A 24,131-nucleotide genomic window follows, 5' to 3' on the forward strand; every position below is an offset into this window, starting at 1 on the left:
ACCCTTGCCGATGAGGCGGGAGGAAGTCGAACCCGGCGAAGGAGGGCAAACGGTGATCAAGCCGTTCGACCGCGCCTGGCTCTTTCTGTCGGTGCTGCTGGCGCTCGTGGTGCTGGCCTCGATCGACGTCTACTGGTTGCTGACCGACGGGCCGATCACGCCCCCGGAGGTGATCTTCGCGGGCATCGTGGCCGTCGGCGGCACCGTGATCGGGCTGCTCGCGCTGCACTACTGGCGGCAGCGCCGGACCGTCTCCGCCTCCGCCCGGCTCGCCGCGATCGTGCAGTGGTGCGACGACGCGGTGATCGGCCTGAGCATGGACGGCGTGATCGACAGCTGGAACCCGTCCGCCGAGCGCATCTTCGGCTACCGGGCCGAGGAGATCATCGGCCGGCACGGCAGCCTGCTGCTCCCCGAGGACGAGCCGGAGCGCGCGATGGGACTGCTGCCGCGCATCGCGGACGGCGAGGTCCTCCTCAACCAGGAGAGCTCCTACGTCCGCAAGGACGGCCGGCTGATCGAGATGTCCGCGTCCGTGTCGCCGGTCAAGGACCGTACCGGCACGGTGGTCGGCGTGGCCGTGGTCGGCCGGGACATCACCGAGCAGGCCACGGAGCACCGCATGCTGGCCGAGCAGCGGCAGCGCCTGTCCCGGATCATCGAGACCGCCGGTGACGCGCTGGTCAGCATGGACTCCGACGGCGCGATCACGGAGTGGAACACGGCTGCGCAACGCACGTTCGGCTGGCCGGCCGCGCAGGTGATCGGCCGCCCGCTGCGCGACGTGCTGATCCAGCCGCAGGACCGCGCCGCGCACGACGCCGGGTTCGCGCGGCTGCTGCGGACCCGGGTGCCGACGCTGGCGACCGGTGACCCGATCCGGGTGGTGGCCCGGCACCGGGACGGGCGCGACGTACCGGTGGAGATGAAGCTCTGGATCACCGAGCACAACGGCCGGATGGAGGCGAACGCGTTCCTCCGGGACATCACGGCCCAGCAGCAGATGGAGGCGGAACGCAGCCGATATGAGGCCCGCCTGGCCCACATGGCCACCCACGACACGCTCACCGACCTGCCGAACCGCGCGCTGCTGATGGACCGGCTGACCATGGCGCTGAACCGGACCCGGCGCACCGGCAGGACCGTCACGCTGCTCTACCTGGACCTGGACAGGTTCAAGGAGGTCAACGACACGTTCGGGCACGCGATCGGGGACGCGCTGCTGACCACGGTGGCGAGCCGGCTGCGGCAGTGCGTGCGCCCGTCGGACACGGTGGCCCGGCTCGGCGGCGACGAGTTCGTCATCCTCTGCGACGACCAGGCGAAGCCGGAGGACGTCACCACCATCGTCTCCCGGCTGACCAGCGCGGTCTGCCGGCCGATCTCGCTGCCGTCCGCGGTGCTGGTTCCGGAGCTGAGCGTCGGGCACGCGAACAGCGGCGACCACCCGACCGCGGACGAGCTGCTGGGCGCGGCGGACGCGGCGATGTACGCGCACAAGCGCAGCCGGCGCCCTGGTGTTCTCGTTACCGATGGGTAATCATGCATTCATGCGGTTCGACGTGGTCGTGATCGGATCCGGCTTCGGTGGCAGCGTCGCGGCGCTGCGCCTGGCCGAGAAGGGCTATCGGGTCGCCGTGCTCGAAGCCGGTCGGCGGTTCGCCGACGACGAGTTCCCGGAGACCTCCTGGCGGCTGCGGCGATTCCTCTGGGCGCCCGCGCTGGGCTGCTTCGGTCTGCAGCGCATCACGCTGCTGCGCGGCGAGCGCGGCGCCCGCTCGTCCGGCGTGCTGGTGGTGTCCGGCGCGGGCGTCGGCGGCGGCAGCCTGGTCTACGCGAACACGCTCTACGAGCCGCTCCCCGCGTTCTACGACGACCCGGCCTGGCGCGACATCACGGACTGGCGCGCCGAGCTGGCCCCGCACTACGCGCGGGCCGAACACATGCTGGGCGTGACCGTCTATCCGCGGGTGACGGCCGCGGACCGGGCGATGCGCGCGGTCGCGGCGCGGATGGGCGTGGCCGGCACCGTGCACGCGACGCCGGTCGGCGTCTTCCTCGGCGAGCCGGGCCGGACCGTGCCCGACCCCTACTTCGGCGGCGCCGGCCCGGACCGCACCGGCTGCACGCACTGTGGCAGCTGCATGACCGGCTGCCGGGTCGGCGCGAAGAACACGCTGGTCAAGAACTACCTCTACCTCGCGGAGCGGGCGGGCGTGACGGTCCTGCCGCTCACCACGGTGACCGCGGTGCGCGCTGCCGGAGATCAATACCTGATCGACACGGTACGGACCGGAGCGCGCCTGCGCCGGCACCGGCGGACGATCGAGGCGGACCAGGTGGTGCTCGCGGCCGGTGCGCTCGGCACCCAGCGGCTGCTGCACCGCGGCCGCGCCACCGGCGGCCTGCCGCACCTCTCCGCGCGGGTCGGCGCGCTCACCCGGACCAACTCCGAGGCCGTGCTCGGCGCGTCCGTGCTGCACCCGCCGGCCGGCCTGGACTACACCGACGGCGTGGCGATCACCAGCTCGTTCCACCCGGACGAGCACACCCACATCGAGGGCGTGCGGTACGGCCGGGGCGCGAACCTGATGGGCCTGTTGCAGACCGCGCTCACCGACGGCGGCCCCGGGCGCCCGCTGCGCTGGCTCGGCGCGCTCGCCCGGTCGCCGCTGACCACGCTGCGCATGCTCTCGGTGCGGCGCTGGTCGGAGCGGACCATCATCGCGCTGGTCATGCAGGCGGCGGACAACTCGATCACCACGACGTATCGCCGCCGTCTCGGGCGCTGGACCATGCGCAGCCGGCCCGGGCACGGCGCGCCGAACCCGACCTGGCTGCCCGCGGGCAACGCGGCGGTCCGGGCGCTGGCCGAGGAGATCGGCGGCGTGCCGGGCGGCGCGGTGACCGAGGCGTTCGACATCCCGCTGACCGCGCACATCCTGGGCGGCGCCACGATCGGCGCGACCCCGGCGGACGGCGTGATCGACGCGTACCAGCGGGTCTTCGGCCACCCCGGCCTGCACGTGCTGGACGGCGCCGCGGTCACCGCGAACCTGGGCGTGAACCCGTCGCTGACCATCACCGCGCAGGCGGAGCGGGCCTGCTCGTTCTGGCCGCGCAGGGGCGAGCCGGACCCCAGGCCGCCGCTCGGTGCGCCGTACCGGCGGATCGCATCCGAACCGCACCTGAAAGCGACCTGATCATCATATTCCGGATTTTTACGGTTCTCGGGGTCATGTGTCCCCGAGGAACGGTGAAAGTCACGTGCGTAAGCTTGTCAATCAGCGGCGGATGACCGTCGCGCTGGTGATGGCGGTCGCGGCCGGCGTGGGCCTGTCCGCGCCCGCGTCCGCGAACCCCGGCACCCCGGTCGAGCTGGTCGTCGGTCTCGCGCCCGGCACCTCGGCGGAGGACGCGCTGGCCGCGGCGGACGACGCCGGCGGCGCGCGGGTGGTCGACGACGCGGCCCGGGAGGCCGGTGCGGTGGTGGCCGAGGTGTCCGCCCGGGACGCGGACGAGGCCGTCGCGCTGCTGCGCCGCGACCCGGGCGTCGCGTTCGTGGACCGCAACCACGTCGCCGCGAAGGCCGACGTGACGCCGGACGACCCGTTCTACCCGGAACAGTGGGGCCTGCGGAAGGTCAACGTGCCCGGCGCCTGGTCGATGACGACCGGCGACCCGGTCACGGTCGCGGTGCTGGACACCGGCGTCAACGAGGTCAGTGACCTGGCCGGCCGGGTCCTGCCCGGGTACGACTTCATCAACGACGACGCGAACCCGGCCGACGACGAGGGCCACGGCACCGCGGTGGCCAGCGTGATCGGCGGTCGTGGTGACGACGGCACCGGCATGGCCGGCGTCTGCTGGGACTGCCGGATCCTCCCGGTCAAGGTGCTCGACTCGGAGGGCTCCGGCGACTACCTCTCGATCGCCAAGGGCATCCGGTACGCGGCCGACCACGGCGCGAAGGTGATCAACATGTCGCTGGCCGGCGCCGCGTCCTCGCCGCTGCTGAACACGGCCGTGCAGTACGCCACGGAGAAGGGTTCGCTGGTCATCGCGGCGGCCGGCAACGAGGACACGGCGGTCCGCCAGTACCCGGCCGCGATCCCGCAGGTGCTCTCGGTCGGCGGCTCGACGTCCGGCGACGGCCGCTACTCCTGGTCGAACTACGGCACGAGCTGGGTGGACATCGCGGCGCCGGGCTGCAACGTGGCGCAGGACTACCGCAGCCGCGGCTACGTCGACTTCTGCGGCACCTCGTCCGCGACGCCGCTGGTCGCCGGCGTGGCCGCGCTGATGCAGTCGCGCGCGCCGTCGGTCAGCGGGGCCTACCTCGGCACCGTGCTGTCGCTCAGCTCCTCGAAGCTCGGCTGGGTGCGGCACGGCCGGATCAACGCGGGCCGCGCGGTCTGGGCGGTCACCGACGCCGCCGCGCCGGCCGTCTCGCTCGGCGCGCCCGCGGCCGGCACGCTGTTGCACGGCACCGCCACGGTGACCGCGGCCGCGACCGACAACACCGGGCTGGACCGGGTGGAGCTGGTCGTGAACGACACGGTCGTGGGCGTGGACCGCGCCGCGCCGTACTCGTTCCGCTGGAACTCCGCCGCGCACCACGGGATCGTGAACGTCGCGGTCCGTGCGGTCGACTGGACCGGGCGCGTCACCACGGCGGCCCGGAGGTTCGAGGCGGACAACCGCGGGCCGGCGCTGACCGTCACCGCACCGAAGAGCGGTTCGACGGTGAAGAAGACCGTCACGGTCAAGGTCTCGGCCTCCGACAAGCGCGGCGTCGCCAGGGTTGAGCTGCTGGTCAACGGCAAGGTGACCGGCACCGGCACGTCCTTCAAAATCAGCACCGGGAGGTACGGCAAGAAGTTCACGGTCCGCGTCCGGGCGTACGACAAGCTCGGCAACGTGTCCTGGTCGCCGACGTATACGTACAAGCGATGAGGTGTGGGGGCTCGGGCGCGGACGCGTCCGGGCCCCTCGGTATTCTTCCCCGACATGAGCACACCGCGCCCGGTCCTGGTCGTCGACTTCGGGGCCCAGTACGCCCAGCTGATCGCCCGCCGGGTGCGCGAGGCGAACGTCTACTCCGAGATCGTCCCGCACTCCATGCCGGTCGCCGAGATGCTGGCGAAGAACCCGGCCGCGATCATCCTCTCCGGTGGCCCGTCCAGCGTCTACGAGCCCGGCGCCCCGCAGCTCGACGCGGGCCTGCTCGACTCGGACGTGCCGGTCTTCGGCATCTGCTACGGCTTCCAGGCGATGACGCAGACGCTCGGCGGCACGGTCGCGCACACCGGCCTGCGGGAGTACGGGCGCACGCTTCTGACACCCGCCACCGACCCGGGCGTGCTGCTCCGCGAACTCCCCGCGGACCTGCCGGTCTGGATGAGTCACGGTGACTCGGTCACCGAGGCGCCGGAAGGCTTCTCGGTCATCGCGTCGTCGCCCGGTGCCGCGGTCGCCGCCTTCGAGAACGTGGGCGCCCGCCGCGCCGGCGTGCAGTTCCACCCCGAGGTGCTGCACACCGAGCAGGGCCAGACGATGTTGACCCGCTTCCTCTACGACATCGCGGGCATCGAGCCCACCTGGACCTCCGCCAACATCATCGACGAGCAGGTCGCGGTGATCCGGGAGAAGGTGGGGGACAGGCAGGTCATCTGCGGCCTCTCCGGCGGTGTCGACTCCGCCGTGGCCGCCGCGCTCGTGCACAAGGCCGTCGGTGACCAGCTGACCTGCATCTTCGTCGACCACGGCCTGCTGCGGTCCGGCGAGGCCGAGCAGGTGGAGAAGGACTACGTCGCGGCCACCGGCATCCGGCTCAAGGTCGTCGACGCGTCCGAGCGCTTCCTCGGCGCGCTCGACGGCGTGACCGACCCGGAGCGGAAGCGCAAGATCATCGGCCGTGAGTTCATCCGCGTCTTCGAGGCCGCGGCGCGCGAGGTCGACGCGGAGCGCGACGTCGAGTTCCTGGTGCAGGGCACGCTCTACCCGGACGTGGTCGAGTCCGGCGGCGGCACCGGCACCGCGAACATCAAGTCGCACCACAACGTCGGTGGCCTCCCGGACGACCTGCAGTTCTCGCTGATCGAGCCGCTGCGCACGCTGTTCAAGGACGAGGTGCGCGCGCTCGGTGCCCAGCTCGGCCTGCCGGAGGAGATGGTCCAGCGGCACCCGTTCCCGGGCCCGGGCCTGGCGATCCGGATCATCGGTGCGGTCTCCCGCGAGCGCCTCGACGTGCTGCGCCAGGCCGACCTGATCGCGCGCGAGGAGCTGACCGCGGCCGGCCTGGACCGGAGCGTGTGGCAGTTCCCGGTGGTGCTGCTGGCCGACGTGCGCAGCGTGGGCGTGCAGGGCGACGGCCGGACGTACGGGCACCCGGTGGTGCTCCGCCCGGTCTCCAGCGAGGACGCGATGACCGCGGACTGGTCCCGGCTGCCGTTCGACCTGCTCGCCAAGATCTCCAACCGGATCACGAACGAGGTCGCGGAGATCAACCGAGTTGTCCTGGACGTGACCAGCAAGCCGCCGGGCACCATCGAGTGGGAGTAATTCGTCCGCTGTAATTCAGTGGGCAAATCGGACAATGTCCTTCGCGCGTGTGCTTTTGACCGATTCAACTGTCACCCATCCGACACTGTTCACGGGCGGGTTACAAAGCGCGAGAACAATGTGACGGCGTGACACCCGCGCTTGAGCCGCTCCGCAGGATCGCGGCATATGCACTTTGTACCGATTCCGACGGCCGTGTGCTGCTGGTGCGGGCAAGTCCCCGCTCCGGCACGCCCGGCGCCTGGTCCCTGCCCGGCGGTGCCGTCGACCACGGCGAGAACCCGAACGACACCGTGGTCCGCGAGACCGCCGCCGAGACCGGGCTCTCCGTCGCCGTCGCCGGCCTGCACGACGTGGTGGCGGACATGCGCGCGCTTCCGCACAAGGGCATCACGATCCACACGGACCGGCTGATCTACACCGTTACGATCCGCGGCGGTTCGCTGATCGACCGAGTCGGCCAGCCGACCGATCTGGCCCGCTGGTTCACGCTCGACGAGGCGGCCGCGCTGCCGCTGCGCCCGTTCGCCGCGACCGCGCTCGGGCTCGCACCCGCGTCGGTGGACCTGCGGCCGGACGAGGCGCCGGACTTCCCGTCGTTCTACGCGTACCCGGGGCCGGACGGCCTGCACCGGGCGCAGCGGTTCGCGGCGTACGCGGTCGCCACCGACCCGGACGGCCGCATTTTGCTCACCCGGATCGCGGCCGACTACCCCGGCGGCGGCTGCTGGCACCTGCCCGGCGGTGGCACCGACTACGGCGAGCAGCCCGGTGCCGCGCTGCTCCGCGAGCTGCTGGAGGAGACCGGCCAGCCCGGCGAGATCGTCGAGTTGCTCGGCGTGGGCAGCCACCGCGACCCGGCCTCGCTCGGCCCGGAGGGCTACCCGATCGACTGGCACGGCGTGCGTGCGTTCTACCGCGTCGCGGTCGACCGTCCGTGCCCGCCGACCATCCACGACGTCGGCGGGTCCACGGACGACGTCCGCTGGTTCACCATGGCCGAGGTGGCCGCGCTGGCCGAGTCGGAGATGACCGAGGTGACCATCGAGGCCATGCGGGCGGCCGAACTCCCGTAGCCGGCCGAAGGCCCGGGCCGGGGTGCCGGACCTCGTCTCACTCCGGCCCTCCGCCCCGATCCAGGCCTTAATCTTGTGCGGTGGAGCAGAAGAGACGGATCGCCGCCTACGGCATATGCCGCGACGAGGACGGCCGGGTGCTGCTGACCCGGGCGTCCGCCTTCTCTGACACGCCGGGTGTGTGGCAGGTCCCCGGCGGCGACCTCAAGCACGGTGAGCACCCGGAGTGGGCGGTCGTCCGCGAGTTCGCGGAGCAGACCGGCCTGGCGGTGCGCGCCACCGGCCTGCACACCGTGCTCTCCGACGTCGCGCCGCTGCCGTTCCGCGACCTGACACTGCACCACGATCGGGTGATCTTCGATGTGGCGATGGAGGGCGGCGACCTACGGCACGAGGCGGACGGTTCCATCGACCTGGTTCGCTGGGTCGAGCGGGCCGAACTCGGGACGCTGCCGCTGCTGCCGTTCACCGCGCGGCTGCTCGGCGTGCCGGCGAACGCTGAGCTGGTCGAGGAGACACTGCGGACCGCGGCCCGGGTCGGCCTGCCGGAGACGGTCGCGACGCCGTCCGCCGGGCCACGGGGGCAGAGGTTCGCCGCCTACGGTCTGGTGACGGACCCGGAGGGGCGGGTGCTGCTGACGAAGATCGCCGGGGCGTACCCGGGGGCCGGCCGCTGGCACCTGCCCGGCGGTGGCACCGACTTCGGTGAACAGCCGGACACCGGGTTCCTCCGCGAACTGGTCGAAGAGGCAGGCCAGCACGGCCGCGTCACCGGCCTGCTGCGCGTCTCGCACCGGCGCAATCCGGCCGCGCGCGGGCCCGAGGGGCATCCGATCGACTGGCACTCGGTGCGCGTCACGTACACCGCGGTGGTGGACGAGCCGACGCCGCCGGTGGTGACGGAGGCGGCCGGCGGGTCAACGGCCGAGGCGCGCTGGTTCAGCCCGGCGGAGGCGCGCACGCTGGCGCTCTCCGACGTCGCTCAGGCCGCGTTGGAGTGGCTGCACGGACAGGTCAGGGCGGCACCCGCTCCGCGCCGCTGAAAGCTCCCGCGGTCTTAACGGCCGCATGCCGTCCGGTAAACTACGGAGTCAGCTCAAGCCGGGCCGACGCAACGACGAAATCGCACCACGACAAACCGCCTTACGACGAAACCGCACAAATTGGACATCGGGTCAATTGGGTTGTTTCGGGCGTTAGGCGGCTCAAAGTTTAACTGCTGGCTATCGCCAGACGGCCGTGTCGTGTGCAATGGTGTAGGCCGCATAACGGTCGACACCCTCACGAGGACGGGACCGTCGACTCCACCGGCCCACGACCCGAGGCCGGCGACCATTTTCGCTGGCCGCGCACCATGGCGACCGGCGACGACACACGTCGGTCCGGGCGCACTGGGCCGACCTTAGGGACAAGCCGGCACGAACTGCACAAAGTGCCGGCGATGGAGGGACAGTGCCGAGAGCCCCCTGGCGTCGGCGTCGTACCGCAGACAGCCCCCGCCCGGCCGGCCGCCGGTGGGCCGGGTTGCGCCGGAGCGGATCGTTCGCCCGGCAGGTGCTGCAGGTGCGAGCGGGTCTTCGACGACCCAACCAACGTCCGCTGGTCGTCTCCGACAGCCACCCACAGCCGGTGGCCTATCCACTCCCCGAGGCGCTACCCACCTCGTCGGACGTGCCGACCCTCGCCGAACTCCGCTCGATCGCCGAGGCCACCCCGATCGCCGAGCCCACCCCCACCGACTCGTCCCTGCTCCCGGGTGCCCACACCATGAGCCGCCGGATCTCCTTCGCCGTCGTCAACGCCTGCACGCTGGCCAGCATCTTCCTCGGCCTCAGCGCGGTCTTCCTGGCCATGCGCGACGACGTGCAGGCCGCCGCCCTGTGCCTGATCGCCTGCGTGGTCTTCGACGGCCTCGACGGCGCGCTGGCCCGCAAACTCGGCGTCTCCAGCCCGTTCGGCGCCCAGATGGACTCGCTGGCCGACATGTGCTCGTTCGGACTGGCCGCGCCGATCGTCGTCTACGCCAGCCTGGCCGGCAGCGTCTCCACGATCGCGGCCGGGCTCGCGTGCGCGCTGGTCGCCGGGTGCGCCGCCATCCGCCTGGCCCGCTTCAACGTGTCACCCAAGGACGGGCGCTTCTTCTGCGGCGTGCCCACCACCATGGCGGCCGCGGTCCTCGCCATCGCCGTGCTGATCGGCCTGCCGATCTCCGGGGAGTTCCAGGTGGCCGGCGTGGCACTGCTCGCGATCGCGATGGTGTCCAGCTTCCCCTACGCGAAACTGGCCCGCCTGATCAAGCTCCCGCCGTGGCTGGCGCTCATCCCCATCGCGGGAGCAGTGCTCAACCCGCGGCTGACCTTCGCCCTGATCGTCTTCGCATACCTGCTCAGCGGCCCCCTCCTATGGCTCCGCAACCGGCGGACCCCACACCGGATCGCCTGACGATCGTGCAATGACGCCCGACCGGGCACCGGGACTCGACCCCGGTGCCCGGTCTTTATTTTCCCGCTACCGGCGTGGCCGCTCTGGGCATGCTCGGAGCGGGCAAACCGCGCGGAGGCCTGCGACTCCGCCGGCGCTCCGCTCCGGCCGCCGCGGCGCAGCCGGTCCGTCGTGGGTCCCGAAGAGCCGCGAGCCCCGTCGCCGCCCACGCTCGCCTCGCTACCGTGGTCCCCCGCTCGCGCGGCGTTGTGCTCGAGTCCGGTCGCCGGACCCCTGCGCCGCCGCTGATTCCGATGCACCCGCAAATCCAGCCATACGTCCGCCGGCCTCAAATCCCAGCCGCTGCTTCCCCACCCGCACCTTCCGCCTCCGCGCCGGTCTCCGTGCCCGCTGGTTCTCGGGTCTGCTCGCTTCGCGTGCGTGCCGAGCTTTCCGTGCCCGCTGGTTCTCGGGTCTGCTCGCTTCGCGTGCGTGCCGAGCTTTCCGTGCCCGCTGGTTCTCGGGTCTGCTCGCTTCGCGTGCGTGCCGAGCTTTCCGTGCCCGCTGGTTCTCGGGTCTGCTCGCTTCGCGTGCGTGCCGAGCTCTCTGTGCCCGCAGATTCCCAGTGCCGCGTCGATTCCCCTGCCTGCCGGGTTGCATCTGTCGACTCTCGCAGCGTGCGCTCGCTGATGAAGTGATGGCCGGGCGCGCCGCGCCCGGCATTCCCCGTTATGGATGCCCTTAGGCTGGAAACTGCGGTGTCGGGCGCCTCCGGCGAGTCTCGGGCTCCGGGGAGATCCTGCTTCCCGTGCCACCGCTGGTTGCGTCGTCCCGGTCGCTCATCGCGGTAGGCGGGGTGTGGGGTCTCGCGTGCCTGGCTGCGCCAACATGTGCTTGCGCACGCATGCGACTCCGTTGCCATTCGGCATCGGAAGCCGCGAGCCCGGCCCGGAGACCGGAAGCATCAGCCCGAAATTTCGGATTATTTCCGCCATAGCTCGGACAGCGTCGAGCGGAAGCCGGCGTGGTGGTCGTGCTGTCGCGACCACTCATGCCCGAAGGATCATTGACCGACACGAAAGAGAGGTCAACTTCGATATTCGACCTCTCTTTCGTGTCGGTTAATGATCCCTTACGGCGAGCCACCGCCGAACGGGCAACAGAGTCGCAGGCGAATGCGAACCGTCGCTGGCGTCGCTCAGCAGTTGTGATCGAGCCTTTGTGATCGATCCATCGGTCGAATGTACGTGCGAGCCTTTATGGGCCCTTCTGAAGGGCCCTTACGTACATTCGCGGGCGACGGCCGGCCTGGCCGGGGCGCATTATGGTGAAATATCGGGCACGCGCCCCCACGTGTCCGTCGAAAAGCTGCGGTCGCCCAGCGAATAGGTCGAGGTTGTTCAGCGGGTGCCGAGCCGGCACCGTGTTGCCGCAGGCCGGGCGGCCTAGTAAGGACGCCGCTCAATAAACATTGCTGACCTCAAATCGTTTAAGGATACGCAGAGCAGTGAGGGTTATTCAGCGTGTAGCGCGCCGACAGTGCTGGCCTGCGGCGACGCGGCGCCGACTCAGCCCTGCTGAATAAGCCTCAGTGTGTCTTAAACGCAAGGAGGGGTTGGTGTAGGTCGCCTGTTCAATGTGGTGCTGCGTGGACGATGAAGGTTTGCCGGCCTTCGCATCTTTAGTCGTGACTCAACATGGCCGGAGCTGTCTCATGCCGATATTTCCGGCACGCGATTACTTGAAGAGATCGGCGCCGAACCGGATCTGGCAAACCGCGCGTGGATGCCCGGCTGGCGACGTGGTGCGCGGAAACGATGCCGATGCTTCGGGCGCGTGCGTTCGCGGCTTCGCCCGGTGGGCGCGTGCGGTTCGCGGCTTCGCCCGGTAGGGCGCGTGCGGTTCGCGGCTTCGCCCGGTAGGGCGCAGGCACGCGGCTTCGCCCCGTAGGGCGCAGGCCCGCGGCTTCGCCCCGTAGAGCGCAGGCCCGCGGCTTCGCCCCGTAGGGCGCAGGCCCGCGGCTTTGTCCGGAATGCCGATCGCGAAGCTCCCGCCGGGGCGGGAGCCGGGGCCGCGGGTGCGGCGGCGACCAGTGAGGAGAGCGGGGGTGAGCCCGCTCTCCTCACTCGCGCCGATGGGGTGGTCCGGGTGGGCTGGGAATGGAAGGGAGGAGCGCCAGCGACGACCGGTGCCCGCGGGAGCATGCCCAACGGAAGTCGCCGGGAGTGGGAAAAGGGAATTGAAAGGGGTTAGAGCCAGCGGGCGATGACGCTGGACCCGCCGGAGACGCGGTCGCCGATGCCGACGAGCGGCTCGACGGAGTCGGCGGGGAGGTAGACGTCGGTGCGGGAGCCGAAGCGGATGAGGCCGAAGCGTTCGCCGCGGGCGAGGACGGAACCGACGGGCGCGCGCTGGACGATGCGGCGGGCGATGAGGCCGGTGCGCTGGGCGACGACGACGGTGCCGTGCGGCGTGTCCAGCACGGTGTATGCGGCGACGTTGTGCTCGGCCTCGGGCTTCATGGCCGCGGCGAAGCCGCCGTCGGTGACGAAGTAGTCCGCGACGCGCCCGGGGGTGGGGGTCCGGTTGATGTGCACGTCGAGGATCGACAGGAAGACCGCGATGCGCAGGAACTCGGTGTCGCCGAAGCGGTCGTCGCGGATGCGCTCGATGGAGAGGACCTTGCCGTCGGCGGCGGCGACGATGGCGGACTCGTCGTCCGGGACGTCGCGCTGCGGGTCGCGGAAGAAGGCGGCGGCCGGGGCGGCGGCCAGCGCGGGGATCCACCACAGCTTGGACTTCGGGCGGGTGACGCGGGTGAGCGCGGCCAGCCCGAGGGCGATGCCGGCGGCGGCGACGCCGTTGGAGTCCATGTGCATGGTGCGAGTCATCGGCACGCTGGACGGGCGGTAGGTCGGGGCGAGCCGGCCGGCCAGGGACGGGGACGCGGGCGTGAAGCGCAGCCGGTGCACGCGCAGCGGCGGGCGGTTGCGCAGGACCAGGTCGGTGCCGGCGCCGAAGAGCGCGGACTGGCGGTCGAGTTCGGCGCTCGCCTCGCCGGCCAGGCCGGGGAGCGCGACCGCGGCGACGCTGAGCACGCCGCCGTCCGCGATCAGCTTGGTGAGGCCGTCGATGATCGCGCGGGTCCGGGTGGCGCCGCCGGTGAGCGGCTCGGCGACGATGACGACGTCGGCCGGGTCGGCCTCCTCCTGGGAGCCGGCGACGGTGACGCGCTCGGCGATCCAGGCGCCCTGCGCCTCGACGTGGTCACGCAGATCAAGAACGGAAGAGCTCTCCGCGGGTACGAGTGTGAGCCGATCGCCGGGCAGCAGTGCGTCGAACGCGGCGGGCAGCACGGCCGAGCCGGCGTGCGCGCCCACCACCAGCGCGGTCTTCGGCCCGGAGTGACGGGCCAGTTCGGCGGTGAGCGTGCGGGCGGCCCGCTCTCCGACCTCGACGGACGCTGGGGTCTGGGACATGCGCGTGTGCTCCTCGCAGCAGGCTGTGCTGTCGCGGCCGTCGGGGACGCGGCCGGCGGGCGGAGGGTGACCCCTCCGCCCGCCAAGCATATTGCGCGCTGCTATCGCCGTCCGCCGTCGCCCTCCGCGCGGATCTCCTTCGTCGGCGTCTCGTCGATGACCTCGGTCTTCTCCTCGATCACCTCGGTCCGGTCGCCGTCCGGATCATCGTCGCGCCGCGGATCATCGTCGCGCCGCGGATCATCGTCGCGCCGCGGATCATCGTCGCGCCGCGGATCATCGCTGGTGGCGGGGTCCGGGTCCGGGACGGTCAGGTAGTCGGTGGCGTAGGGGGAGGCGGGTTCCGGTGCGAGCGTGGCGGTTCGGGCCGGTGCGGTCTCCATCCGGGTGTCGTCGATGCCGGCGCCGCCGGACGTGCGCTGGTTCTCCATCAGCTCGCGCACGATGTCCGCGTGCATGCCGATCGGGAGCCCGGTGGCCGGTGCCGCGCTGACCGGCGCGCCGCTGGTCGGGGCCGGCACCGCGCCCCGGCCGGAGCGGAACGCGCCGACCAGGCCGGTCAGGCCGAAGACGATCAGGGCGATCGCGACCATCCAGCCGACCGCGGGCAGGGCCAGCGTGACGAACTGGGCGAGCACCCACCAGCCGGTGAAGAACAGGAAGACGATGCCGAAGCTGAGCGAGACGCCGTCGGTGCGGTGTGCCTTCATCGGGTGACCTCCACGTCTCCGGCGCCGTTCGAGATCGTCAGCGCGAGCTTGCCGCCGCCCACGCCGTCCGCCCCGAGGTCCTCGAACCGTCGGCTGCTGCCGACGCCGTCCATCGTCCGGCCGAGCACGTCCGCGTTGCCGGCACCGAGGTCGACGTCGACGATCACGTCCACGTTCGGCGGCAGCAGCACGGTGACGTCGCCGACGCCCAGCTCGATCTGGGTGCTCTTGTCCTGGCCGGTGAAGTCGAGGGCCCGCAGGTCGAGCGTGGCGTCGCCGAACGCGGCGCTCTGCCGGACGGACAGCTCGTTCATGGTCTTGGGTGCCCACACCGTGTTCGCGTCGGTCTCGTCGTACCCGTCGGTCTCGGCGGCCACCGAGATGCCCAGGGCGACGGCCGCGATCAGGCCGGGGACGATGAGGCCTCGGCCGCGCCCCCACCTCGTGCCGAGGAGCATGCCGGCGCCGATGATGCCGAGCGCGACCGCGAAGTACGCGCCGGCGGCCGGGTTGGCGAGGTTGCTCAGGTCGATGATCGCCAGCACGCCGATCGCCATCAGGATCAGCGAGACGGTGGCGCCGAACAGCGGCGAGCGCTCCTTCGGGGGCTTCGGCGGGCGCTGGCGCGGTGGTGCCGGCGGCGGCGGGTTCGTCGCGGTGTACGGGCTGCTGTACGGCCCGTGCGGCGCGAACGGCGGCCGGTAGCCCCCGGTCGGCGGTGCCTGCCAGGGCGGCGGTGCCGGGGCGTAGCCGGGCTGGGGCGGGTACGAATCGTTCGGTGGCACGGGTTGCACTCCTGGAGCGGGTTCGGCGGACGAGGCGAAGGGGTCCGACGCGGCCGGTGCGCCGGGATACGGCGGTGGCGGTGGTGGCGCCGCGGGGTGTCCCGGTGGCGAGAGCCGTCCGCGGTTGACGATCAGCACGCCCACGATCGCGGCGCAGGCGACCAGCAGCATCGCCCGCCAGGTGTCGGACATGATGTAGGCGAACGTCACCATCGCGAGGATCGCCAGGCCGACGACCGTGATCGGGGACGTGCCGGAGTCGCCCTTGCCGAGCACCCCCTCCAGCGGTGAGCCGGTGTCGCCCTCGGCCGGGATGATCAGCCAGGCGGCGAGGTAGACGAGAAGGCCGGTGCCGCCGAAGACGGCGAGTACGGCGAGCAGCACCCGCCAGAGCACGGGGTCGGTGTTGGTGGCGCGTCCGATGCCCGCGCAGACGCCGGCGACGTACCGGCCGTGCTGAGGGCGGACCAGCCCGAACAGGCGCGGTGCCGCGGCGCCGCCGGGGAACTCCCCGGCACCCGGCGCGGCAGCGGGCCCGGGGCCCGGCGGGGGCGGCGGGGCGGAGGGTCCCGGCTGGGCCGGGTCCTGCTGCGTGTTCATGCATTCGATGTTCGGCCCTCGGACGGCCGGATCGCCTCAGGCGCCGACCCTGACCCCACCCTGAGTTTGCCGGGTGCCGCATGTCCGGGTGGTAACCCGTGGTCAGGGCTTCGCGCGCGTGTGACGATCGATGCGGTAAGCGCCGCACCCGCATGAGGAGTCACGATCGACACCGCCAGACAGCCCCGCCGCCTCTTCCGGGCACGCGATCACCGCGTGGTCGCCGGTGTCGCGTCCGGCCTGGCCCGGCACCTGCGGGTGTCGCCGCTGGCCGTGCGGGCCGCGTTCGTGATCCTGCTGGGCTTCAACGGGCTCGGCCTGATGCTCTACGCCGGCTTCTGGGCGGTCCTGCCGTACGAGCGGGTCACCGGCGAGCCGCGCCGGCGCGACGTGGCGCAGCTCGTCCCGTTCATCGCGATCGGCGCCGGCCTGATCCTGCTGCAGGTGCTGGTGCTCGGGCAGAACGCGAGCGTGACCAGCACGGCCGGCTGGCTGGTCGCGATCGTGGCGGTCGGCGCCGGCATCATCTGGCACGAGTCGACACCGGAGCGGCGCCGCCAGTGGACCGAGGCGCTGCCGCGTTTCCCCTGGCTGGGCACGTTTCTGGAGGAGAGCGACCGGCGGCTGTTCCTGTTCCGGTTCATCGGCGGCGGCCTGCTGGTCGCGGTCGGCGTGATCGGCATGGTCGCGGTGTACGTCCCGGCGGAGAACTCCGAGGCCGTGGTCAACGGCATGCTGTTCGCGGGGCTCGGCCTGGCCGGCGTGGCCGTGGTCGCGGCGCCGGTGCTGTGGCGGACGATGAGCCAGCTGCGCGCGGAGCGGGAGGGCCGGATCCGGGAGACCGAGCGCGCCGAGCTGGCCGCGATGGTGCACGACCAGGTGCTGCACACGCTGGCGCTGATCCAGCGCAACGCGGACGACGTGAAGGCGGTGCAGCGGCTGGCCCGGGGCCAGGAGCGCAGCCTGCGCAACTGGCTCTACAAGCCGACCGCGTCGCCGACCGAGCGGTTCGCGGCCGCGCTGGAGGAGGCGGCGGCCGAGGTCGAGGACACGTACGCGATAGCGGTCGAGGTCGTGGTGGTCGGCGACCGGGATACGGACGAGCGCGTCGCCGCGCTGGTGATGGCCGCCCGGGAGGCGCTGGTGAACGCGGCCCGGCACGCCGGGGTGGCGACCGTGTCGCTCTACGCCGAGGTCGAGCCGGACCAGCTCAGCGTGTTCGTCCGGGACCGGGGCGAGGGCTTCGACATGGAGTCGGTGGAGGAGAACCGGCACGGCGTGCGCGGCTCGATCCTGGGCCGGATGGGCCGGCACGGCGGGCGCGCGGAGATCCGCAGTGAGGTCGGGGACGGCACCGAGGTCCGATTGTTCCTCCCGATGGAACGTGACGCGGTGACCGCGGGTAGGGAAAGGTAGTCGGTATGAGTCTCAGAGTCTTCCTCGTCGACGATCACGCGATGTTCCGTGCCGGTGTCCGCGCCGAGCTGGGCGCGCACGTGGAGGTCGTGGGTGAGGCCAGCACGGTCGCGGAGGCGGTCGGCCGGATCGCGGCGACCACGCCGGACGTGGTGCTGCTGGACGTGCACATGCCGGACGGCGGCGGCCGCGCGGTGCTGGAGGCGATGCGCAAGTCGCACCCGCAGGTGCGGTTCCTGGCGCTCTCCGTCTCGGACGCGGCCGAGGACGTGATCGGCCTGATCCGGGCCGGCGCGCGCGGCTACGTCACGAAGACGATCTCCCCGGACGAGCTGGCCGCCGCGATCAGGCGGGTGGCCGAGGGCGACGCGGTGTTCAGCCCGCGGCTGGCCGGCTTCGTGCTGGACGCGTTCGCGGCCCGGCCGGACGCGCCGGTGGCCGACCCGGAGCTGGACCAGCTCACCAACCGGGAGCGGGAGGTGCTGCGGCTGCTGGCCCGGGGCTACGCGTACAAGGAGATCGCCAAGGAGCTGTTCATCTCGATCAAGACGGTCGAGACGCACGTGTCGAACGTGCTCCGGAAACTGCAGATGAGCAACCGGTACGAGCTGTCCCGCTGGGCGGCCGACCGGCGCCTCGTCTAGGCCTCGCAATCCGGTCTGTCCGCATAAATCCCTTGCGCGTCCACATCGGATTTTGTTAATCAGGGGGTTACACCAGGCGCGGGGAACATCACAGCCGCTGCCTGCGGAAACGACGACAGTCTGCAGTCGAAGCAACGAAATACCTGATCAGGTGGGACGGCTTGCGGCCCGAAACATGCAGGTAACAGGCTATGTCGTCCACCCTGACAAGTATCGGCTTGATAACAGCACCTTCACCTGTGAGTCCCTGCGGTGTCACAGTGTTCCTCACCTCACATACCCCTCGTGAGTGCCCTGAGGAGGCCCTTCCCATGCGCGGGAAAACCGCAATAAAGATCTCGGCTGGTCTTGCCGCGACCGCCCTGCTCGTCACCGCCTGCGGTGGCGGGGGCGACGACGAGGCCGGTGCCAGCAACGCTGTCGTGTCCGTCGAGGTCGCGGAGCCGCAGTACCTGCTCCCGTCCAACACGAACGAGACCAGTGGCTCGCAGGTGCTCGCTTCCCTGTTCACGCCGCTCGTGGACTACGACGCCGACAACAAGCCGGTCGAGGTGGCCGCGGAGTCCGTCACGACGACGGACAACGTCACCTGGACCATCAAGCTGAAGGACGGTTACACCTTCCACAACGGTGAGAAGGTCACGGCCGACAGCTACATCAACGCGTGGAACTACGGCTCGTACGGTCCGAACGGCCAGAACAACTCCTACTTCTGGGAGAAGGTCGAGGGCTGGTCCGACCTGCAGTCCGAGGACCCGGATGGTGAGGAAGGGCCGCAGAAGGCGCCCGAGCCGAAGGCCAAGACGCTGACCGGTCTGGCGAAGGTGGACGACCTGACCTTCACGGTCAAGCTGTCCGCGGCGTTCTCCGAGTTCAAGACGATGCTCGGCTACACCGCGTTCTACCCGCTGCCGGCCGCCGCGTTCGCCTCCGAGGGGGTCGTCAAGGAGGACTTCGAAGAGGCCATCATCGGCAACGGCCCGTTCAAGATGAAGGGCACCTGGCAGCACGACTCGCAGATCGAGGTCGAGCAGTACGCCGAGTACCCGGGCGACAAGCCGAAGATCCAGGGCGTCATCTTCAAGATCTACCAGGCGCTGCCGGCGGCCTATGCCGACCTGGCCTCGGACAACCTGGACGTGCTGAAGACGATCCCGACCGAGAACATCTCGAGCGCCGAGGCCGACCTGGGCGACCGGTTCAAGAAGAGCGCGGCCTCGACGTTCCAGTTCGTCGCGTTCCCGACGTACCAGCAGGAGTTCAGCAAGCCCGAGGTGCGGCGCGCGATCTCGCAGGCGATCAACCGCGACGAGATCATCAAGTCGGTCTTCAAGGACTCGCAGACCTCCGCCCGCTCCTTCGTCTCCCCGGTCGTGGCCGGTTACCGCGAGGACACCTGCGGCGTCAACTGCGCGTTCGACGCCGCGAAGGCCAAGTCGGAGTACGACGCGGCCGGCGGCCCGAAGAAGATCACCATCACCTACAACGGTGACGGTGGCCACAAGGACTGGGTCGACGCGACCTGCAACCAGCTCAAGACGAACCTGGGCATCGAGTGCACCGGTGTCGCCGAGCCGAAGTTCGCCGACCTGCTGACCAAGCTCGACCAGAAGCAGCCGATCGGCATGTTCCGCATGGGCTGGGTCATGGACTACCCGTCCATGGAGAACTACCTGGGCCCGATCTACACGACCGACGGCTCGTCGAACTACTACGGCTACTCGAACAAGCAGTTCGACACGCTGTACAAGGAGGGTGTCTCCGCCGCCACGCCGGAGGAGGCCATCGCGAAGTACCAGGCCGCCGAGGACATCCTGGCGAACGACATGCCGGTGATCCCGCTGCGGTTCGGTCAGAACAACTTCGGGCACTCCACGAAGGTGAAGAACGTCGAGATGGACCTCTTCAACCGCGTGAACCTCCTCAAGATCGAGGCCGCCTGAGTCAAGGCCGCGTCATGACGGGGGTGGCGCCGCGGGTCCAATCGGACGCGCGGCGCCACCGCCGTGTCACGCAGTCGCTGCTCACGAGGCAGTTTGCACCGCGATCCGTCGCGGAGAAGGCCTGAGAAATGCTTCGTTACATCGTTCGGCGCATACTTCAGGGCGTGCTCACGTTCTTCGGAGCCACGCTCGTCGTCTACGCGCTCATGTTCGCCAACCAGAACGACCCGTTGCAGGCGCTCGCGGGCGAGCGACCCATCTCGGAAGCGGCCCGCGCGGCCCTGACCGAGCGTTACCACCTCAACGAGCCGTTCATCGTCCAGTACGGCTACTACATGCGCGGCATCTTCACGGGTGACCTCGGCACGTCGCTGACCGGCCGGCCCATCACCCAGCTGCTCGACGGGGCCTGGCCGAACACGTTCCGCCTCGCGGTCATGGCGGTCGTCTTCGCGGCGCTGATCGGCATCGTGGCCGGCGTCGTCGCGGGCATCCGGCGCGCCAGCATCTTCGACCACTCCACGCTGATCATCACGCTGGTCCTGATCTCGATCCCGATCGTGGTGCTCGCACCGCTGATGCAGCTGTTCTTCGGCGTGGAGCTGCGGTGGTTCCCCGCGACCGCGGGCGCGAACCCGACGTTCTACGGGCTCATCCTCCCTGCCATGGTGCTGGGCGCGGGCTCGCTGGCCACCTATTCGCGGTTGACGCGCACGTCGGTGGTGGAGAATCTGCGGGCCGACTATGTGCGGACCGCGAAGGCGAAGGGTTTGACCCGGAACCGGGTGATCGGCGTGCACGTGTTGCGTAACTCGCTGATCCCGGTGATCACCTACATCGGTGTGGACCTCGGCGGCCTGATGGCCGGTGCGATCGTGACCGAGGGTGTGTTCAACATTCCGGGTGTGGGTTCGCAGCTGTTCCGGGGCATCACCACGGAGGACGGTCCGCTCGTGGTCGGCTTCGTGAGTGTCCTGGTGATCATCTTCATCGTGGCCAATCTGATCGTCGACCTGCTCTACGCGGTCCTGGACCCGAGGATCCGGTATGAGTGAGTACACGGCAGGAAAGGGACGGGGCGACCGGAGCGAGGCGAAGTGTCATGAGTGATCTGCAATCGATTGCCGCGACGGAGGTGCCGAGCGGCACCGCCGTCAAGGGCACCGGCGGCGAGAAGTCGCGCAGCCTGACGCAGGACGCGTTGCGGGACCTCCGGCACAACTGGATCTTCTGGTTCGCGTCGGCCATCGCGCTGGTCGTGCTGCTGATGGCGATCGCGCCGTCGCTGTTCACGCCGAACGACCCGGCGGACTGCTCCCTCGGCCGTCAGTACGCGCCCGGCAGCGGCTGGGCGCTGTTCGGCTACGACTTCCAGGGCTGTGACATCTACGCGCGTACGGTCTACGGCGCGCGTGCCTCGATCTGGGTCGGCGTGCTCTCCACGGCCCTGGCGTCGGCGATCGGGCTGACCTTCGGTTTGTCGTCCGGGTTCTTCGGTGGCTGGCTGGACGCGATCCTGTCCCGGATCACCGACATCGTGCTCGGCATCCCGCTGCTGCTCGCCGCGATCGTGCTCGGCAAGCGGCTGGCGGCCGGCGACACCGGTGGCTCGTCCTCGGGCCTGCTCGCGGTCGTCGTCGTCCTCGGCATCCTCGGCTGGACCACGGCCGCGCGCGTGATGCGGTCCTCGGTGATCTCGGCGAAGAACCAGGACTACGTGGCCGCGGCGCGCATGCTGGGTGCGGGAAACTTCCGGATCATGTTCCGGCACATCCTGCCGAACGCGATCGCGCCGTTCATCGTGGTCCTGACGATCGCGCTGGGGCAGTTCATCGCGCTCGAGGCCACGCTGTCGTTCCTCGGCATCGGCCTCAAGGGCAACGCGATCTCGTGGGGTATCGACATCTCCACGGCGTCGAAGCACGTTCGTGAGTCCGCTCCGCCGCTGGTCGCGCCGTCGATGTTCCTGGCGATGACCGTGCTGGCGTTCATCATGCTCGGCGACGCCATCCGCGACGCCTTCGACCCGAAGCTGCGGTGAGCACGACAATGACTGACATCAAGGTCAAGACCGAGTCCCTCCCGATCGACGCGGCGGCACCGCTGCTGGCCGTGGAGGATCTCAAGGTCGAGTTCCGCACCGCGAACGGTGTGGCAAAGGCCGTCAACGGTGCCAACTTCCGGCTGGCCGAGGGCGAGACGCTCGCGATCCTCGGCGAGTCCGGCTGCGGCAAGTCCGTGACCGCGCAGGCGATCATGGGCATCCTGGACACGCCGCCCGGCTTCATCACCGGCGGCGAGGTGCGATACCGCGGCGTCGACCTGCTCAAACTCAAGGAGGAGCAGCGTCGCCAGGTCCGGGCCAACCGGATCGCGATGATCTTCCAGGACGCGCTCTCCGCGCTGAACCCGGTCTTCACGGTCGGCTTCCAACTGGGCGAGCTGTTCCGCAAGCACCGGGGCATGTCGCGCGGCGACGCCAAGCTGCGCGCGATCGAGCTGCTGGACCAGGTCAGGATCCCGGCGGCGCGGCAGCGGGTCGGCGACTACCCGCACCAGTTCTCCGGCGGCATGCGGCAGCGCGTCATGATCGCGATGGCGCTGGCGCTCGACCCGGAGGTGCTGATCGCGGACGAGCCGACCACCGCGCTCGACGTGACCGTGCAGGCGCAGATCATGAACCTGCTCGCCGAGGTGCAGCGCGAGCGGAACATGGGCCTCATCCTGATCACGCACGACATGGGCGTGGTCGCGGACGTGGCGGACCGGATCTCGGTCATGTACGCCGGCCGCGTGGTGGAGGAGGCGCCGGTCTACGACATCTACGCCCGGCCGGCCCACCCGTACACGAAGGCGCTGCTCGAATCGATCCCCCGGGTCGACCTCAAGGGCCAGCAGCTCAGCGTGATCAAGGGCCTCCCGCCGACGCTGACGAACATCCCGCCGGGCTGCGCGTTCGCCGCCCGGTGCCGGTTCGCCCGCGACGTCTGCCGTCAGGACCCGGTGCCGCCCGCGTACCAGGTCACCCACAACCGCACCGCGCGGTGCCACTTCTGGAAGGAGGTCGCCGGCGTTGAGTGACATCGTGCTGCAGACGCAGGGTCTGAAGAAGCACTTCCCGATCAACCGGGGCATCGTCTTCCAGTCGAAGGTCGGCGCCGTGCAGGCGGTCGACGGTGTCGACCTGGAACTCAAGCGCGGCGAGACGCTCGGCATCGTGGGCGAGTCCGGCTGTGGCAAATCCACGCTGGCCCGCCTGCTCGTCGGGCTGGAGACGCCGACGTCCGGGGCGATCAACGTGCGCGGTCAGGACATGACCAAGCTCAAGGGCGGCGAACTGCGCCGGGCCCGCCGCAACATCCAGATGGTGCTGCAGGACCCGTACACGTCGCTGAACCCGCGCATGACGGTCGGCGACATCATCGGTGAGCCGTTCGAGATCCACTCGGACGTCGCGCCGAAGAGCGACCGCAAGCGCCGCGTCCGCGACCTGCTCGACCTGGTCGGCCTCAACCCCGACCACATCAACCGCTACCCGCACCAGTTCTCCGGCGGCCAGCGCCAGCGCATCGGTATCGCCCGCGCGCTGGCACTCCGCCCGGAGATCATCGTCTGCGACGAGCCGGTGTCCGCGCTGGACGTGTCCATCCAGGCGCAGGTGATCAACCTGCTGGAGCAACTCCAGGACGAGCTGGGCCTGTCGTACATCTTCATCGCGCACGACCTGTCCGTGGTCCGGCACATCGCCGACCGCGTCTCGGTCATGTACCTCGGCCGCATCGTCGAGACCGGCCGTGACCTGGAGATCTACGAGCAGCCGACGCATCCGTACACTCAGGCGCTGCTCTCCGCGGTGCCGGTGCCGGACCCGACGCTGCGCGGCCACCGCGACCAGATCGTCCTCGAAGGCGACGTCCCGAGCCCAGCCAACCCCCCGTCTGGCTGCCGGTTCCGGACACGCTGCTGGAAGGCCCAGCAGAAGTGCGCCGACGAGGACCCGATGCTGACGCTGCGCCCCAAGTCCAGCCACCCGAGCGCGTGCCACTTCGCCGAGGTCCGCGACGTCGTCCACGCAGTCGACTAGAAAAACATCCGCATCAAGGGGGTGTGGCTCCGGCCGCACCCCCTTCGCATTTCAAAGACCCCGAAGACCCCGAAGACCCCGAAGACCTCGAAGATCAAATCCAAGTGCATGCTTTCCCGCTTCCGGCGTGGTGCGGCCCGCATGCTCCCGCGGGCACCGGTCGTCGCTGGCGCTCCTCCCTGCAAGCTCCGCCGCTGGTCACCCAAACCCAAACCCAAAACCGAGATCAGGGCGTCCCCGAAGCAGTGAGAACTACTTCGGAGACGCCCCGACCTTGATCTGCAGGACCACCGCAAAACCGGAAGGGAGGCCCCCGGGGCCGACCGGTGCCCGCGGGAGCAAACGGGCCGCACCACGCCGGAAGCGGGAAGATGCCCCTCTGCTCGTAGCCCTTGACCTCCCCCAGCCC

Annotated in this window: 17 protein-coding genes; 14 read left to right on the forward strand and 3 right to left on the reverse strand. The window is 70.4% G+C overall.

Features of this window, described 5'->3' with window-relative positions:
- The first annotated feature begins 52 nt into the window (after positions 1–52).
- From J2S43_RS38600 to J2S43_RS38630, 7 genes are all read left to right on the forward strand, one after another.
- Positions 53–1,540 carry a PAS domain S-box protein gene (locus J2S43_RS38600; RefSeq protein ID WP_306837951.1) on the forward strand — a complete coding sequence of 496 codons (1,488 nt, stop codon included), beginning with the start codon at positions 53–55 and terminating at the stop codon, positions 1,538–1,540.
- 10 nt (positions 1,541–1,550) lie between these two features.
- Positions 1,551–3,203 carry an FAD-dependent oxidoreductase gene (locus J2S43_RS38605; protein WP_306837954.1) on the forward strand — a complete coding sequence of 551 codons (1,653 nt, stop codon included), beginning with the start codon at positions 1,551–1,553 and terminating at the stop codon, positions 3,201–3,203.
- Between the two features lie 64 nt (positions 3,204–3,267).
- Positions 3,268–4,956 carry a S8 family serine peptidase gene (locus J2S43_RS38610; RefSeq protein ID WP_306837956.1) on the forward strand — a complete coding sequence of 563 codons (1,689 nt, stop codon included), beginning with the start codon at positions 3,268–3,270 and terminating at the stop codon, positions 4,954–4,956.
- A gap of 54 nt (positions 4,957–5,010) precedes the next feature.
- Entirely contained in the window at positions 5,011–6,564 is a 1,554-nt protein-coding gene (guaA, locus tag J2S43_RS38615) for a glutamine-hydrolyzing GMP synthase (RefSeq protein ID WP_306837958.1), read from the forward strand.
- Positions 6,565–6,692: 128 nt separating this feature from the next.
- Positions 6,693–7,640 carry an NUDIX domain-containing protein gene (locus tag J2S43_RS38620; protein ID WP_306837960.1) on the forward strand — a complete coding sequence of 316 codons (948 nt, stop codon included), beginning with the start codon at positions 6,693–6,695 and terminating at the stop codon, positions 7,638–7,640.
- 80 nt (positions 7,641–7,720) lie between these two features.
- A complete protein-coding gene (locus J2S43_RS38625) occupies positions 7,721–8,683 on the forward strand; it encodes an NUDIX hydrolase (RefSeq protein WP_306837962.1) in 963 nt (320 codons plus the stop codon).
- Positions 8,684–9,164: 481 nt separating this feature from the next.
- Positions 9,165–10,082, forward strand: a complete 918-nt coding sequence (locus tag J2S43_RS38630; RefSeq protein WP_306839747.1) for a CDP-alcohol phosphatidyltransferase family protein — start codon at positions 9,165–9,167, stop codon at positions 10,080–10,082.
- Between the two features lie 2,228 nt (positions 10,083–12,310).
- On the opposite strand, the gene J2S43_RS38635 is transcribed toward J2S43_RS38630, so the two are convergent.
- From J2S43_RS38635 to J2S43_RS38645, 3 genes are all read right to left on the reverse strand, one after another.
- Positions 12,311–13,540 carry a phosphatidylserine decarboxylase gene (locus J2S43_RS38635; protein WP_306837964.1) on the reverse strand — a complete coding sequence of 410 codons (1,230 nt, stop codon included), beginning with the start codon at positions 13,538–13,540 and terminating at the stop codon, positions 12,311–12,313.
- A gap of 101 nt (positions 13,541–13,641) precedes the next feature.
- Positions 13,642–14,250: a hypothetical protein gene (locus J2S43_RS38640; protein ID WP_306837967.1), complete on the reverse strand. Its 609-nt coding sequence runs from the start codon at positions 14,248–14,250 to the stop codon at positions 13,642–13,644.
- Positions 14,247–15,635 carry a PspC domain-containing protein gene (locus J2S43_RS38645; RefSeq protein WP_306837969.1) on the reverse strand — a complete coding sequence of 463 codons (1,389 nt, stop codon included), beginning with the start codon at positions 15,633–15,635 and terminating at the stop codon, positions 14,247–14,249. The genes J2S43_RS38640 and J2S43_RS38645 overlap by 4 nt, the downstream gene beginning before the upstream one ends.
- A gap of 165 nt (positions 15,636–15,800) precedes the next feature.
- Here J2S43_RS38645 and J2S43_RS38650 point away from each other — a divergent pair, with 165 nt between their 5' ends.
- From J2S43_RS38650 to J2S43_RS38680, 7 genes are all read left to right on the forward strand, one after another.
- Positions 15,801–17,051, forward strand: a complete 1,251-nt coding sequence (locus J2S43_RS38650) for an ATP-binding protein (RefSeq protein WP_306839750.1) — start codon at positions 15,801–15,803, stop codon at positions 17,049–17,051.
- A gap of 5 nt (positions 17,052–17,056) precedes the next feature.
- Positions 17,057–17,695: a response regulator gene (locus tag J2S43_RS38655; protein WP_306837971.1), complete on the forward strand. Its 639-nt coding sequence runs from the start codon at positions 17,057–17,059 to the stop codon at positions 17,693–17,695.
- A 311-nt stretch (positions 17,696–18,006) separates the two neighbouring features.
- The gene (locus tag J2S43_RS38660; RefSeq protein ID WP_306837974.1) at positions 18,007–19,638 is read left to right on the forward strand and encodes a peptide ABC transporter substrate-binding protein; all 1,632 of its coding nucleotides are present in this window, start codon (positions 18,007–18,009) and stop codon (positions 19,636–19,638) included.
- Positions 19,639–19,766: 128 nt separating this feature from the next.
- The gene (locus tag J2S43_RS38665) at positions 19,767–20,693 is read left to right on the forward strand and encodes an ABC transporter permease (protein ID WP_306837976.1); all 927 of its coding nucleotides are present in this window, start codon (positions 19,767–19,769) and stop codon (positions 20,691–20,693) included.
- Between the two features lie 47 nt (positions 20,694–20,740).
- Positions 20,741–21,679, forward strand: a complete 939-nt coding sequence (locus tag J2S43_RS38670) for an ABC transporter permease (protein WP_306837978.1) — start codon at positions 20,741–20,743, stop codon at positions 21,677–21,679.
- An 8-nt stretch (positions 21,680–21,687) separates the two neighbouring features.
- Complete coding sequence (locus J2S43_RS38675; RefSeq protein WP_306837979.1) at positions 21,688–22,719, forward strand: ABC transporter ATP-binding protein; 1,032 nt, start codon at positions 21,688–21,690, stop codon at positions 22,717–22,719.
- Positions 22,712–23,722: an ABC transporter ATP-binding protein gene (locus J2S43_RS38680; RefSeq protein ID WP_306837981.1), complete on the forward strand. Its 1,011-nt coding sequence runs from the start codon at positions 22,712–22,714 to the stop codon at positions 23,720–23,722. The genes J2S43_RS38675 and J2S43_RS38680 overlap by 8 nt, the downstream gene beginning before the upstream one ends.
- Positions 23,723–24,131 lie beyond the last annotated feature (409 nt).

The organism is Catenuloplanes nepalensis (assembly GCF_030811575.1).
In the GTDB taxonomy this organism is placed as follows: domain Bacteria; phylum Actinomycetota; class Actinomycetes; order Mycobacteriales; family Micromonosporaceae; genus Catenuloplanes; species Catenuloplanes nepalensis.